This is a genomic window from uncultured Flavobacterium sp. (genome assembly GCF_963925415.1).
GTDB lineage: Bacteria > Bacteroidota > Bacteroidia > Flavobacteriales > Flavobacteriaceae > Flavobacterium.
Map to the genome: position 1 here is coordinate 1 of NZ_CAWUTS010000069.1, position 14,548 is coordinate 14,548.

General features: G+C 31.3%; 16 protein-coding genes. 9 read left to right on the top strand and 7 right to left on the bottom strand.

All coding sequences use genetic code 11. The annotated features are described in order from the left end of the window. From AABM47_RS05435 to AABM47_RS05465, 7 genes are all read left to right on the top strand, one after another. The coding region (locus AABM47_RS05435) for a T9SS type B sorting domain-containing protein (protein WP_338409914.1) at positions 1 to 894 on the top strand (894 nt) is incomplete at its 5' end. A gap of 357 nt (positions 895 to 1,251) precedes the next feature. Further along, positions 1,252 to 2,019: an AAA family ATPase gene (locus AABM47_RS05440; RefSeq protein ID WP_338409915.1), complete on the top strand. Its 768-nt coding sequence runs from the start codon at positions 1,252 to 1,254 to the stop codon at positions 2,017 to 2,019. Between the two features lie 2 nt (positions 2,020 to 2,021). Continuing rightward, positions 2,022 to 2,918 carry a ParB/RepB/Spo0J family partition protein gene (locus AABM47_RS05445; RefSeq protein WP_338409916.1) on the top strand — a complete coding sequence of 299 codons (897 nt, stop codon included), beginning with the start codon at positions 2,022 to 2,024 and terminating at the stop codon, positions 2,916 to 2,918. A 95-nt stretch (positions 2,919 to 3,013) separates the two neighbouring features. Continuing rightward, the gene (locus AABM47_RS05450) at positions 3,014 to 3,478 is read left to right on the top strand and encodes a DUF5683 domain-containing protein (RefSeq protein ID WP_338409917.1); all 465 of its coding nucleotides are present in this window, start codon (positions 3,014 to 3,016) and stop codon (positions 3,476 to 3,478) included. A 25-nt stretch (positions 3,479 to 3,503) separates the two neighbouring features. Then, positions 3,504 to 4,208, top strand: coding sequence for a 4-hydroxy-tetrahydrodipicolinate reductase (dapB, locus tag AABM47_RS05455; RefSeq protein WP_338409918.1), 705 nt, complete (start codon positions 3,504 to 3,506; stop codon positions 4,206 to 4,208). Positions 4,209 to 4,277: 69 nt separating this feature from the next. Continuing rightward, positions 4,278 to 5,996, top strand: a complete 1,719-nt coding sequence (lepB, locus tag AABM47_RS05460) for a signal peptidase I (RefSeq protein WP_338409919.1) — start codon at positions 4,278 to 4,280, stop codon at positions 5,994 to 5,996. Positions 5,997 to 6,038: 42 nt separating this feature from the next. Further along, complete coding sequence (locus AABM47_RS05465) at positions 6,039 to 6,659, top strand: WbqC family protein (protein ID WP_338409920.1); 621 nt, start codon at positions 6,039 to 6,041, stop codon at positions 6,657 to 6,659. 13 nt (positions 6,660 to 6,672) lie between these two features. On the opposite strand, the gene AABM47_RS05470 is transcribed toward AABM47_RS05465, so the two are convergent. The 7 genes from AABM47_RS05470 to AABM47_RS05500 all read right to left on the bottom strand — a co-directional run bounded on the left by AABM47_RS05470 (position 6,673) and on the right by AABM47_RS05500 (position 12,847). After that, entirely contained in the window at positions 6,673 to 7,707 is a 1,035-nt protein-coding gene (locus AABM47_RS05470; RefSeq protein WP_338409921.1) for an endonuclease/exonuclease/phosphatase family protein, read from the bottom strand. A 7-nt stretch (positions 7,708 to 7,714) separates the two neighbouring features. Further along, positions 7,715 to 8,563, bottom strand: a complete 849-nt coding sequence (locus AABM47_RS05475; RefSeq protein WP_338409922.1) for a rhomboid family intramembrane serine protease — start codon at positions 8,561 to 8,563, stop codon at positions 7,715 to 7,717. A gap of 61 nt (positions 8,564 to 8,624) precedes the next feature. Next, complete coding sequence (locus AABM47_RS05480; RefSeq protein WP_338409923.1) at positions 8,625 to 9,371, bottom strand: rhomboid family intramembrane serine protease; 747 nt, start codon at positions 9,369 to 9,371, stop codon at positions 8,625 to 8,627. Further along, positions 9,368 to 11,203, bottom strand: coding sequence for a DNA mismatch repair endonuclease MutL (gene mutL / locus AABM47_RS05485; RefSeq protein ID WP_338409924.1), 1,836 nt, complete (start codon positions 11,201 to 11,203; stop codon positions 9,368 to 9,370). The genes AABM47_RS05480 and mutL overlap by 4 nt, the downstream gene beginning before the upstream one ends. After that, positions 11,203 to 11,478, bottom strand: coding sequence for a hypothetical protein (locus tag AABM47_RS05490; protein ID WP_338409925.1), 276 nt, complete (start codon positions 11,476 to 11,478; stop codon positions 11,203 to 11,205). Before AABM47_RS05490 ends, mutL begins: the two co-directional genes overlap by 1 nt. Before the next feature lie 104 nt (positions 11,479 to 11,582). Then, positions 11,583 to 12,062 carry a 6,7-dimethyl-8-ribityllumazine synthase gene (gene ribH, locus AABM47_RS05495; RefSeq protein ID WP_338409926.1) on the bottom strand — a complete coding sequence of 160 codons (480 nt, stop codon included), beginning with the start codon at positions 12,060 to 12,062 and terminating at the stop codon, positions 11,583 to 11,585. A gap of 2 nt (positions 12,063 to 12,064) precedes the next feature. Next, entirely contained in the window at positions 12,065 to 12,847 is a 783-nt protein-coding gene (locus tag AABM47_RS05500; protein ID WP_338409927.1) for a tetratricopeptide repeat protein, read from the bottom strand. Positions 12,848 to 13,004: 157 nt separating this feature from the next. Here AABM47_RS05500 and recF point away from each other — a divergent pair, with 157 nt between their 5' ends. Further along, on the top strand, positions 13,005 to 14,084 hold the full coding sequence (gene recF, locus AABM47_RS05505; RefSeq protein ID WP_338409928.1) for a DNA replication and repair protein RecF: 1,080 nt from the start codon (positions 13,005 to 13,007) through the stop codon (positions 14,082 to 14,084). A 121-nt stretch (positions 14,085 to 14,205) separates the two neighbouring features. Beyond that, positions 14,206 to 14,548: FAD-binding protein (locus tag AABM47_RS05510; RefSeq protein WP_338409929.1), on the top strand; the 343-nt coding region annotated here is incomplete at its 3' end.

The following is a 14,548-nucleotide window of genomic DNA, read 5'->3' on the forward strand; positions in this document are numbered from 1 at the left end:
GTTACTGCAACTTTTACACAAATACCAAGTATTTGTCAAAATACCACGGCGCCAGTTTTACCTATTTTATCAACTAATAATATTTTAGGGACTTGGAATGCGGTAATTAATACTACTACTCCTGGCAACACAACATATACGTTTACACCTGAAACATCTCCGTGTCAGAATATTCAACCCTATCAATTAAACATTACAATAACAAATAAAAATATACCCAATTTTATTGATGCTATATCGTTTTGTAAGGGAGCAAATTCGCCTGTGTTAAATTTAACATCCCCAAATGGAATACCTGGAACATGGATCCCTACAAGTATAAACAACTCACTATCAGGAATATATGTTTTTACACCAAATTTAGATCAATGTGCTGTTTCACAAACCATAAATGTTACAGTATTTGAACCTACATTGATGAGCATAGACTTTACAACAAACGGTGCATTTGCTGAAAATCAAATAGTAACAATTTTAGCATTAGATGCAGGAAATTATTCATACCAATTGGATGATGGTATTCTACAAGAAAGTAATGTTTTTACTCATGTAGATTCTGGCATTCACACCATAAAAGTAATAGATAAAAACGGTTGTTCGCAACCGCTATCAAAGGACATTTTAATAGTTAGCTATCCTCGCTTTTTTACACCTAATGGAGACGGATTTAATGATTTTTGGACTATTTACGGCTTAAATAGTTTGGAAAATCCAACTGTTTTTATTTATGATCGTTACGGAAAACTAATAAAACAGTTAAAACCAAATAATATAGGATGGAATGGAACTTTAAATGGTCATAGCTTGCCTGCAGCTGACTATTGGTTTACAATTGATTATGAGGAGAATAACATTTTTAAAACTTTTAGAGCCCATTTTAGTCTAATACGATAGTGTCCTAAAATAAAAATTGTTTATTGAAAATTTAATTTTTATTTAGTACATTTACTTAAAACTAATTATTATGGCAAAAAGTCAAGACGCAAAAAAAACGGAAAAAAAAGAACCGTTAAAATCGGCTAAAGAAAAAAAAGCAGAGAAGAGAGATAAAAAAAACAGTCCTAAAAGAGATTAAAAACTAATAAAAACACGATGTATTTCGTGTTTTATTTTTAATTACACCCTATTTTTAAAAGACTTAATTACAAAACAGTAACTAAACCTTAAAGAAAATTATTCTATTCTTAACAGTTTAGTGTTTGGCAAAACCATAATTAATTGTATTTTTACAATCGTAATTTTAAACATAAAATGGGCAAAATAATTGCAATTGCAAATCAAAAAGGAGGCGTAGGAAAAACAACTACATCTATAAATTTAGCGGCTTCGCTAGGTGCTTTAGAAAAGAGAGTTTTATTGATAGATGCTGATCCTCAGGCTAATGCAAGTAGTGGGTTAGGTATTGATGTAGATGCTGTAGAAATAGGATCTTATCAAATATTAGAACACAGTAATACTCCAGAAGAAGCTATTGTAACGTGTTCTGCACCCAATGTTTGGGTCATTCCGTCACATATAGATTTGGTAGCAATTGAAATTGAATTAGTAGATAAAGAAAATAGAGAATACATGCTTAAACAAGCATTGGAAAGTGTTAAAGATAAATATGACTACATAATTATTGACTGTGCCCCATCTCTTGGTTTACTAACTTTAAATGCTTTAACAGCTGCTGATAGTGTAATTATACCCATACAATGTGAATATTTTGCATTAGAAGGTTTAGGCAAACTGCTGACAACAATAAAAAGTGTTCAAAGAATACATAATCCTGATTTAGACATAGAAGGTTTATTACTTACTATGTACGACAGTCGTTTGCGTTTATCTAATCAAGTGGTTGAAGAAGTAGAAAAACACTTTGCAGATATGGTGTTTAAAACCATAATTCAACGTAATGTTAAATTAAGCGAAGCACCAAGTTTTGGAGAAAGTATAATTAATTTTGATGCAACAAGTAAAGGTGCTTTAAATTATATAAATTTGGCTGAAGAAATTATTCAAAAAAATAAAGCGTAAAAATGACAAAGGCTGTAAAAAAGCAAGCATTAGGAAGAGGGTTATCTGCTCTTTTAAAAGATCCTGCTAATGATATAAAATCTGTAGGTGATAAAAATGCAGATAAGGTTGTAGGCAATATGGTAGAATTAGATATAAATTCTATAGAAATAAACCCACATCAACCTCGAACTAATTTTAATGAAGAAACATTAAATGAATTGGCCAGTTCCATAAGAGAACTTGGTATAATTCAACCTATAACGGTTCGTAAGCTTGAATTTAACAAATATCAATTAATATCGGGTGAAAGACGTTTAAGGGCCTCAAAAATTATTGGTCTTTTGCAGGTACCTGCCTATATAAGAATTGCCAATGATCAAGAATCACTTGAAATGGCATTGGTTGAAAATATTCAACGCCATGATTTAGATCCAATAGAAATCGCGTTATCATATCAACGTTTAATAGACGAAATTAATCTTACACAAGAACAAATGAGCGAGCGTGTTGGAAAAAAACGTTCAACAATAGCTAATTATCTTCGCTTATTAAAACTAGACCCTATCATACAAACCGGCATACGTGACGGCTTTATATCAATGGGTCATGGAAGAGCACTAATTAATGTAGAAGATAATGAGGTTCAAAGTAATATATATCACAAAATTGTAATCGAAAACTTGTCGGTAAGAGGCACTGAGGCATTAGTTAAAAAATATCAAGAAAGCCTAGTAGCAAAAAAACCCAAAACTAAAGCAGAATCGTTTATAATTGAAGAAAATCAAATTAAAGTATTTGCTCATTATTTTGGAACAAAAGTAGATGTAAAATCTGCTGGAAATGGTAAAGGTAAAATTACCATACCTTTTCATTCTGAAGAAGATTTTGAACGTATTTTGAAACTTATAAAAGAATAGTGAAACAGTCTGTTTTTAAATATGTATTTCTTTTGTTTTTTTGTAGCACTTTTCTATGGTCACAAAAAAACGAAATCATTAAGCCAAAAGACACCTTGTCAATCACTATAAATCCTTTAGCTCCATCAAAAGCAGCATTTTATTCAGCTATTTTGCCTGGCTTAGGACAAGCGTATAATAAAAGTTACTGGAAAATTCCAATTCTATATGCTGGCCTTGGAATTTCGATATATTCTTATGCATTTAATCAACGGGAGTACACTAATTTTAGAAACGAATACAAACGTAGATTAGATGGAACATATGATCCAAATCATCCTATTTTTGGCGCTCTAGATAATGACCGATTGATAAGTGGGCAAAAGTTTTATCAAAAAAATAGAGACTTATCCATGCTAATGACTGTTGGTATTTATATTTTAAATATCGTGAATGCAAATGTGGATGCTCATTTAGATCAGTTTAACGTGAATGATAATTTATCCGTAAAGCCCCAATTGTTTCAAAATGAGTTAAACAACGAACAAAACATTAGCTTGTTATTAAACTATACGTTTTAACAGCAATTATACACACTAAAACTCTATGAATATAGCACTATTAGGCTACGGAAAAATGGGAAAGGTTATTGAAAAAATAGCTTTAGAAAGAGGGCATACTATTGTGCTTAAAAAATCTATTGACGATTCTTTTGACGGTTTAGAGCAGGCAGATGTAGCTATTGATTTTAGCGCTCCTTCGTGTGCTATTTCACACATTTATAAATGCTTAAACACTAATATACCTATAATAAGTGGCACAACAGGCTGGCTAGACGCCTATGACAAAACAGTTGATTTGTGTAATAAAAAAAACGGAAGCTTTATTTATGCTTCGAATTTTAGCTTGGGTGTAAATGTTTTTTTTGAATTGAACGCCTATTTGGCAAAAATGATGAAAAAAATTGATCAATATAAAGTCTCAATGCAAGAAGTTCATCATACACAAAAAATTGATGCACCAAGTGGCACAGCCATAACATTAGCTGAAGGAATAATTGAAAATACACATTATTTAAACTGGACTTTAGAAAAACCTACAGAAAATGAAATTCAAATCGATTCGCAAAGAATTGAAAATGTGCCGGGTACACATCGTGTTTTTTATAAATCAGAAGTCGATAAAATTGAAATAAAACACACCGCACACAGCAGAGATGGCTTTGCTTTAGGAGCTCTTATTGCTGCCGAATGGTTGGTTGGTAAAAAGGGTGTTTACAATATGAAAGATGTATTGGAAATAAAAGATTAGTAATTAGTTAAATAACTAATATCAAACAATTAAACAGGTCAATGGCTTAACAGTTAAATAATACATAAAATGACAGCATTACAATGGTTACTATTTATAGCAATAGTTCAAATAATTCACGGTTTTGGAACATGGAAATTATACGAAAAAGCAGACAGAAAATCTTGGGAAGCTTTTATTCCTGTCTATAATGCAATAGTATTAATGCAAATTATCAACAGGCCAAAATGGTATACGTTTCTTCTGTTTATACCGGTTATTAACCTTATTATGTTTCCGGTATTGTGGGTAGAAACTATCAGAAGTTTTGGTTACAACTCTTCAAAAGACACCTTATACGTTATTTTAACTTTTGGTTTATATATATATTACATCAATTATACGCAAAAACCAAGCTATATAGTTGACCGCAGTTTAGTTCCTTCAAACAAAACCGCAGATATAGTTAGTTCCTTACTATTTGCCATAGTTGTAGCTACTTTTGTTCACACCTATTTTATACAGCCGTTTACCATACCTACATCTTCTTTAGAAAAATCATTATTGGTTGGTGACTTTCTATTTGTGAGCAAGTTCAATTATGGTGCACGAGTTCCTATGACTACTGTAGCCGCACCAATGGTTCATGATTCGTTACCTTTTGTAAAAATTAAATCATATACTACATTTCCACAACTGCCTTATTTTAGGTTTCCAGGTTTTGAAAAAATTAAAAACAATGATATTGTCGTTTTTAACTGGCCAACCGACACCCTTTACAACATGTATAAAGTTGCCGATAAACGCTATGACAAGCCTATTGATAAAAAAACAAATTATGTAAAAAGGTGTGTGGGTATTGCTGGAGACTCTTTACAAATCATAGACGGAATTGTCTTTATCAATGGTGAAAAATTAATTTTACCCGAAAGAGCAAAACCTCAATATTACTTTAAAATAATATTAAAAGAAAGTACTGCTGATGTTATAAAAAAAGAATATGCCATTACAGAATCCTATCCTATATTTGAGATTAAAAATGAAATCTGGGATAAAGAAGCATTAAAAACCGAATTAATAAAAAATTATGCCTTTAACGAAGTTGGCAGAGATAGTTTAACTTCAGTTGTGCAAGGAGATATTGATCAAAACATATACAACAAACTAGGATTAGAATTTTCTAGTTCTTATTTCTATGGCAATTTAACAGATCAAAAGTATGAACAAATAAAAACCGACTCCCGAATTAAATCTGTAGAAAGAAAGATAAGAAAAGATACAGAAGATGGTATTTTTCCAGATATGAAGGACGGTATACCATCTACAACCCATCAATGGAACAATGACAATTTTGGCCCTATATATATTCCAAAAAAAGGTGCTACCGTAGCTATAAACAAACAAACCTTGCCTTTCTACAAAAAGATCATCAACGAATATGAAGAAAATGATTTACAAGTAAATGGCAACGAAATTAGAATAAATGGTCAAGTTTCTACTACCTATACTTTTAAACAAAATTACTATTGGATGATGGGAGACAACCGTCACAACTCACTAGATGCACGTTATTTTGGCTACACGCCAGAAAACCATATTGTTGGAAAGCCAATATTTATTTGGATGAGTATTGATGGCATTAATGACGGCATTAAAAACTGGAGCATTCGTTGGGATAGATTATTTACAACCGTGAGTGGTGAAGGTCAGCCTCAGTCTTATTTTAAATTTTTCTTGATATTTTTAGCAGGATATTTTGCTTTTGATTATTTTAAAAATAAGAAGAAAAAGAAAAAAGACAGTCTGTAAACCTTAACCGGTTGAATGTAATGCGTTAAAACAATTAAAAACTTGAAAACACTTCTTCATCCTACTTATTTTCCTTCGATTAGCCATTACATTGCTATGATTCAGGCTGATGAATTAGTATTTGAAACAGAAGATAATTTTCAAAAACAAACCAACAGAAACCGAATGTACATTTATAGTGCAAACGGCATTCAGATGCTCAATATTGCTGTTCAGCACCAAAACACAGAACACCAGAAATACAAAGAAATACGCTTAGAAGAGCAATCTGGCTGGCAAAAAAATCATTTTAAATCGTTAGAAGCAGCTTATAAAAATTCGCCCTTTTACGATTATTTCATTGATGATTTAGTACTAATTTTTCAAAAAAAACATACGTTTTTATTGGATTTAAATTTTGAAATATTTGACACAGTAAACTCGTGTTTGGGTATCGATTTATATTTTTCAAAAACTACAGAATATTTTCATGAAGTAAAAGATACAAGCAATTTTCGTCATTTAGCAAACGGAAAAAAAGACACAACACAAACAGATGAATACACCCAAGTTTTTCATGAAAAATACGGTTTTATTCCTAATTTAAGCATCCTTGATTTACTATTTAATGAAGGTAGATATGCTGTTTCCTATTTAAAGCAACAATCAATACTTATACTATAATAACAATATTCATTTACCTATTTTTAAACTCTAAACGCGTTGATAGTGGGTAATGATCACTGTGTAAAAAAGCATCATATGAGTTATATGCCTTTACTTCAAATGCATCTTCAACCAAAATAAAATCAATTCGAGCAGGATAATATTTAAAATGATATGATTTTCCAAAACCCAACCCCGCTTCTTCAAAACTATCCTTTAAATCAGCTTTAATCAATCGATAAACATAAGAAAACGCACTGTTGTTCATATCTCCACAAATAATTTTAGGTAACTTACAGCCATCCATATGCTTTTTTATAGATTCAGCTTGTTGCTGTTGTACTTTAAAAGTAGTACTCAGTCTATTGAATATAAATATTGATTTAGCTTCATCTATATCATCGTTTATATCGGTGCTTATTTTAATAGATTGCAAATGCATGCTGTATATTCTAATGGTGTCTTTCTGCTTTTTTACATCCACGAAAATAACTTTGTTTGAAGTATTTGGAAATAATATTTCACCTTTGTTAATTATGCGGTATTTAGAATAAATAGCTTGACCATATTTGTTTTTATTACCTTTAACATCTATATATTTGTATTTATATTGACTAAAGTTTGCAGAAGCAAGTGGAGAAAATTCTTGAAGACACAAAACATCTGGATCTTCATCAAAAACAAATTTTGAAATTTGCTGAGGCACATTTTTTTCGGGCAACCATTCATATAAATTAAACAAACGCACATTATAACTCATAACCGTAAAATCTGATGGCGATTTGGGCAAATTAGTATCTGTAAAATTATACAACTTATTAATAAAGGTTATGCCTAACATCAAAACGATACCCGAAATCAGTGTTTTTTTATTTAAAAGAACCAACCAATAAACAAAAAAAAGAAAATTAAGAATCAATAAAAAAGGCAAAATTAACGAAAAAACACTCAAGAACGGAAAAAGTTTGGGTGCTAAAAAAGGCAAAACATAAACACTTATTGTAAGCACAAAAAGTATAACGTTTAAAAAACCCATTAACCTATTAAACCATGATTCGCTTTTCATGTTTTTTTTATTTTCCTATTTTAAACAAAAACTGTTTTTCTTCTGTTGACAAACTATCATAGCCCGATTTGCTTATTTTATCTAAAATATCATCTACTTTTTTTTGTTGCAAATCTGTTTTATGTGTTTTTTTAAGATTAGATGTGTTTTTATTGATGTGAACTTTTGAAAATGAATTATTATTTTTTGGATTATTATTTTCAAACATATTAAATACTATTTTAGAAACATCTGTGCCATTTTGAAGCAATTTAACAAAAACAAGTCCAAATAATGCACCACTAAAATGAGACAGATGACCCGAAAAATTTGAAAAAGGCATTTGTATTATATCCAAAAAGATAATAAAAAAAGCAATGTGCCAAAGCTTAACATATCCTATAAAAAACAATTTTACTTCGGTATAGGGAGCATAAATTGTAACGGCAAATAATACCGAAAAAATAGCAGCACTTGCGCCAACCAACAAAGAATTATCTGTTAAAAAAAAATTAAAAAGTAAATAAAATATGCCTGCAAAAATTCCGCCAAAAAAGTACACAAAAGTATATTGCTTTACGGTAAAAAAACTTAAAAAATAAAAACTACTAAACCACAACACAAAAATATTACTCAACAAATGAAAAAAATCGGCATGAACAAACATATAGGTAAACAAAGTCCAAAAATGCAATGCAAATTTAGAAACATTAGAAGATAATCCTATATATTCATATAGATTGAAATTGATTTTTGAAACTTTAAGAATAACATCTAATAAAGAAACAAATACAAAAACACCAACGTTCCAAAAAATAATTCTTTGAACGATACCTCCTGTATGATATTGGTTTTTTAAATCTTGAAAAATATTCATTTTATTTTTATAATACCTAATTTTAATATTGTGTGTTATCTTTTATAAATTTTGTACTCAACTAGTTCCAACGGTTGTTGTTAAACTGATTTTTTTTCCAATACCAAACCATAATAAAGCCAAACAAAGCTCCTCCCAAATGAGCAAAATGAGCAATTCCTGTTCCGCCTGTTCCAAATAAAGAATTTCCTTTTAATCCTAAAACCAAATCAATAATTAATATTCCTGGAACAAAATATTTTGCTTTAACTGGTACCGGTATAAACATTAATCCAAGTGTTGCATTTGGATACATAAAAGCAAAAGCAACTAATAAACCATAAATGGCTCCAGATGCCCCAACAGCTACTCCATAAAAAACACCTGATAAATTATCAAATTGTATTTGTGAAATTAATCCGTCAAATGATTCAAAATTCTGATTGTTTAAAGCGATGATAACTTGTTCTTTTGACAGCCCCCCTTTAAGTAGGGGCTGTATAGCCTCATGAAATTCATAATAATTAAATGCCGAATATAAAATAGACGCACCCAAGCCACAGGAAAGGTAAAAAAACAAAAACTTTTTTACGCCCCATTGTTGCTCTAAGTTTGAGCCAAAAGAATATAAGGCAAACATATTAAAAGCAATATGCATAAGTCCCCCATGCATAAACATGCTGGTCAAGGGTTGCCAAATCTTAAAACGATCACTTTCAAAATAATGTAACGCTAAAAGGTCTTGTGATGCTGGTAAGAACTGGCATCCAATAAATACTAAAATATTGGCAATCAATAATTGTTTTACGGTTTCGGTCATATTCATCATAAAGCAAATCGTTTATCTAAATCATCAACAGTTAAGGTGATGAATGTGGGTTTTTTAAAAGGTGAAATTTTGGGGTCTTTACATGCAAACAATGCATTAACCATATTGTCTATTTCGTATTGTGTTAAATATGTTCCTGTTTTTACGGCCAAACTGTTGGCCATCGATTTTGCAATGCCATCGTTTTGTGAAAAGCTACTTTGCGGAAATTTTTGTTGCAAATCTGACACCAAATCATCTAATAAAACAGGCACTTTACCTTCTTTAATATTGGCCGGTATGCCCGAAAAAACAACTGTTTCCTTTGTAAAATCATTAAAAGTAAAACCCGTATGTTCCAATTGAACTTTTAATTCTCTCAAAACACTAAGATCTTGAAACGACATAACTACTGATAACGGAAAAAGCAATTGTTGACTTAATCCTTTAGAAACGGTCATGTTTATTAAAAATTGCTCATACAAAATACGCTGATGTGCTTTTCGTTGATCAATGATTAACAATCCCGATTTAATGGGACTCACTATATATTTTTTTTGCAACTGATAATTGTTTTGAACCACAGTATCTGCATCAACACCATCAAACAATGAAGTTGTTGCTTCATCAGATTCAAAGGTTGTGTTTTGCGATTCAAATTCATCAGTCAAGCCTACGTACAAACTTTCCCAATTGGCATTTTGACTTTTGGGATAAACTTGTGATTTGGACTTTTCATTGGAATTTTGAAAAGGATTAAAACCGCGATCAAACTCTAAAATTGGCACGCCAGGTTCCTTTTTAGAATAGGCATAAGGTGTATCTAAATTTGCATCCCGTTCAAAATCTAGTATGGGAGCTACATTAAATTGACCTAAACTGTGTTTGATACTCGAACGTAAAATAGCATAAATAGACTGTTCGTCATCAAATTTAATTTCGGTTTTTGTAGGATGAATGTTGATGTCAATGGTGTGTTTGGGCACATCAAAAAACAAAAAATAAGAGGGCTGTGTACCTTCTTTCAACAAGCCCTCATAGGCATTCATTATGGCATGATGCATATAGCCACTTTTGATGAATCGATCGTTTACAAAAAAGAACTGCTCACTTCTGTTTTTCTTGGCAAATTCGGGTTTAGACACAAACCCATGTATGTTTACGATATCCGTATTTTCAGAAACAGGCACTAACTTTTCATTTGTTTTTCCTGCAAAAACATTAACAATACGTTGTCTAAAATTTGAAATCGGCAAATTCAAATACTCTTCGCCATTGTGGTACATGATAAAGCGAATGGAAGGATGAGCCAAGGCTACCCGCTGAAATTCATCTACAATATGTCTAAATTCAATGGTATCTGACTTTAAAAAATTGCGTCGAGCCGGAATGTTATAAAATATATTTTTAACTGAAAAAGATGTTCCTTTTGGGCAAACAACCACATCTTGTGATATAACTTTACTGCCTTCTATTACAATATGTGTGCCCAATTCTTCATCTTCCAACCTAGTTTTTAATTCCATATGTGCAATTGCAGCAATAGAAGCTAAAGCCTCTCCACGAAAACCTTTGGTATGCAAATCAAATAAATCTTCGGCATTTTTTATTTTAGATGTGGCATGACGATCAAAACACATTCGTGCATCAATTACATCCATTCCGCCACCATTATCAATAACTTGTATAAGGGTTTTACCCGCTTCTTTTATGATGAGTTTAATTTCGTTTGCCTTTGCATCTACAGCGTTTTCAATCAATTCTTTAACTACAGATGCCGGTCGTTGAACCACTTCTCCAGCCGCAATTTGATTGGCAACATGATCGGGTAATAATTGTATTTTTGATGGCATTAAAATAGGTCAATATTTATATAGCGTAGAAAAGCAAAACAAGCTAAAACCAAAACTCCAGCAATAATAGCAATTCTAAAGCTACTGGATCTTGACGAATGCATTGTACTTTCTGCATGCCAACCGGTTCTAAATGAAATACGCTTATCGGTGTCTCTTAGTATTCGTTTTTCCTCTATTCGTTTATCTCTTTCTTCTTTTTGAGCGTCAAAAAAACGAGGCTTATATTCAAACCTTCTATGAGAATGTAGTCTTAATAAGGATTTAATAAACATAGTTGCTTTATTTATTTAAATAAAATCAAATTTACAGATTTATTAGCTAAAAGCCATAAAAAAACCCACTCATTTGAGCAGGTTAACTTTTTTTTATGTAAACTTTAACCTAAAGCAATCATTTTAATAGCTGAAATAGCTGCTTCTACACCTTTGTTTCCATAAATTCCTCCACTTCTATCTAAAGATTGTTGCTTGTTGTTATCGGTTAAAACACAAAAAATAGTAGGAATCTGATACATTAAATTCATCTCTTTTATTCCTTGAACAACACCTTCACATATATATTCAAAATGCAGGGTTTCGCCTTTAATGAGAGATCCTATAACAATAACAACATCTACATGTACTTCTTCGTGCATTTTTTTTGCACCAAAAATTAATTCAAAACTTCCAGGAACATTCCATCGTACTATGTTTTCATTGATAGCACCACAATCTATTAAGGCATCATAAGCGCCTTTATACAGGCCTTCTGTTACATCATCGTTCCATTCAGAAACCACAAAACCAAACCGAAAATCTTTCGCGTTTGGAAGTGCGTTTTTATCGTAATTGGATAAGTTTTTATTTTCTGTTGCCATATTTATTCTGCACGAGCAATATAACCATCTATATCAGATGCTTCTGCACTTGTACTGTATTTTTCTTTAATTGCTAAAAATGATTCTAAAGCCTCTGCTTTTTTACCTTGCGATAAAGCTAAAATACCATGTTTTTTTAAATAACGTGGCGATGTAAAATCGTTATCTGAAGCCTTAGCCGCCTTTAAATAATACGATAAGGATTCGTCATATTTTTTTAATTCTGAAAACGAATCTCCAATTACTCCTAAAGCAATCGGTTTTAAATTTTCGTCGTTTGTTTTAAATTTTTCCAAATGCGCTACTGCATTTTTATAATCTTTTAGGTTAAAGTATGACATACCTGCAAAATATTCTGCTAAATCTGCTGTTTGCGTTCCCGCATATTCAGAAATAATACCTTCAAATCCTAACTTACCTTCACCACCTTTTAAAGCTAAAGTAAATAATGAATCTTGTGCTGTTTGGCTTTCAACCGCTTGCTTAAAATATTGTTGGGCCTGAAAAATATTGTTTACCGCTTTTGACTCTTTTGGTTCAACCACATATTTCATATATAAAAAATAACAAGTTGTCACCACAGCTATAGCCGCAACTAAACCTATAATTAGTTTTTGATTTTTAACAACCCAGTCTTCCGCTTTATTAGCTTGTTCGTCTAAGGTTTCAAAAACTTCTGCAGTTGTACTTTCTCCGTTATAAGCTTCGCTCAAATCATTTGATGCATCATCTGCAATATCATTCGACTTTGGAGTTTTATAACCTCTTTTATTATATGTAGCCATTTAAATTAATTTAATGAGCTGCAAAAATATAACTTTTATTGAATTAGCACCAAAAAAATTAAGAAAATTAAAAACATTATTGGTATTATTATTCCATAATTTACACTTAAATTTGTACTTTGTTCATTTAATAGCCCTAAAATCTTAAATTTTACACGTGTTTTTAAAATCTATTTCCTTACTCAATTATAAAAACATTACGGAACTTCAGTACCAATTTGACCCTAAAATCAACAGCTTTGTAGGCAAAAATGGAATTGGAAAAACAAATATATTAGACGCTATTTACCATTTAGCTTATGGCAAAAGTTATTTTACACCGCTTTCGAGTCAAAACATCAAACACGGCGAAGATTTTTTTGTAATTAATGGCGTATTTGAAAAAGAAGAAAAAGAAGAAAAAGTTGTATGTAGCCTTAAAAAAGGACAAAAGAAAACCATAAAACGAAACGGAAAAATATACGAAAAACTATCTGAACACATCGGTTTTATTCCGTTGGTAATCATATCTCCGTCAGATGCAGATTTGATTACAGATGGCAGTGAAACCAGAAGGAAATTTGTAGACAGTGTTATTTCAATTTTAGACAGTTCATATTTAAATGAACTTATTTATTATCAAAAAACACTAGCGCAACGCAATGCTTTGCTGAAATATTTTGCACTTAATCATGTATTTGATGCTGATAATTTGGCCGTTTATGACGAACCTCTAGCTGCAGTGGGGTTAAAAATATTTACTAAAAGACAACAGTTTTTGGCTAATTTTATTCCCATATTTCAAAAACACCATAAAATTATTACCGATAAGGCTGAAGAGGTGCAGCTTCGTTATGAAAGCCAATTGTTCGATAAACCGCTAAAAGACTTGCTAAAAATTAATTTGACCAAAGATAGAGCCTTACAATATTCATCTGTGGGGATACATAAGGACGATTTGTCATTTGAAATTGACGGTTTTCCGATAAAAAAATACGGGTCTCAAGGCCAACAAAAATCGTTTTTAATTGCTTTAAAATTAGCCCAATTTGAATTCATCAAAGAAAAAAGTGGTGTTTTACCCCTCTTACTATTCGATGATATTTTTGATAAGCTAGACGAATTTAGAGTTCAAAAAATAGTTTCCATGGTAAACAATGATGTTTTCGGACAAATTTTTATCACGGACACACATGAAGAACGAACCGAGAGCATTATCAAATCGACGCATCAATCCTATGCCATTTTTAAGCTTTAATAAAACGACGTGCAACTCCATATTACACAAAAAATTTTATATGCATAATAGTTATCGTTAAGTTCTAAACTATTGCCCATATCCCAATAAATACTACATTTGTATCTTAGCATTTAAAAGCATGAATATTCTATCTAATTTTCAATTAAAAAAACACAACACTTTTGGCATTTCGGCTAAAGCCAAAAATTTTGTTGCTGTTAGTAATACCAAAGAATTAGCGTCTATTTTACAAACACATCAAGACGTATTTGTGCTGGGCGGTGGCAGCAACATGTTGCTGACTCAAGACATTGAAAAATTAGTAGTTCATATCAATTTTAAAGGAATTGAAGTAATAAAAGAGAATGAGGATTATGCTTGGGTTAAAGCACAAGCAGGTGAAAATTGGCACAAATTTGTGTTGTGGTGTTTGAAACATAACTACGGAGGCCTTGAAAATCTATCTTTAATACCGGGCAACG

Bases quoted from the DNA above. Each gene is read 5' to 3' on its own strand.
- AABM47_RS05440 (WP_338409915.1), top strand. From the start codon at position 1,252: ATGGGCAAAATAATTGCAATTGCAAATCAAAAAGGAGGCGTAGGAAAA.
- AABM47_RS05445 (WP_338409916.1), top strand. From the start codon at position 2,022: ATGACAAAGGCTGTAAAAAAGCAAGCATTAGGAAGAGGGTTATCTGCT.
- dapB (WP_338409918.1), top strand. From the start codon at position 3,504: ATGAATATAGCACTATTAGGCTACGGAAAAATGGGAAAGGTTATTGAA.
- lepB (WP_338409919.1), top strand. From the start codon at position 4,278: ATGACAGCATTACAATGGTTACTATTTATAGCAATAGTTCAAATAATT.
- AABM47_RS05470 (WP_338409921.1), bottom strand. From the start codon at position 7,707: ATGAAAAGCGAATCATGGTTTAATAGGTTAATGGGTTTTTTAAACGTT.
- AABM47_RS05475 (WP_338409922.1), bottom strand. From the start codon at position 8,563: ATGAATATTTTTCAAGATTTAAAAAACCAATATCATACAGGAGGTATC.
- AABM47_RS05480 (WP_338409923.1), bottom strand. From the start codon at position 9,371: ATGATGAATATGACCGAAACCGTAAAACAATTATTGATTGCCAATATT.
- mutL (WP_338409924.1), bottom strand. From the start codon at position 11,203: ATGCCATCAAAAATACAATTATTACCCGATCATGTTGCCAATCAAATT.
- AABM47_RS05490 (WP_338409925.1), bottom strand. From the start codon at position 11,478: ATGTTTATTAAATCCTTATTAAGACTACATTCTCATAGAAGGTTTGAA.
- ribH (WP_338409926.1), bottom strand. From the start codon at position 12,062: ATGGCAACAGAAAATAAAAACTTATCCAATTACGATAAAAACGCACTT.
- AABM47_RS05500 (WP_338409927.1), bottom strand. From the start codon at position 12,847: ATGGCTACATATAATAAAAGAGGTTATAAAACTCCAAAGTCGAATGAT.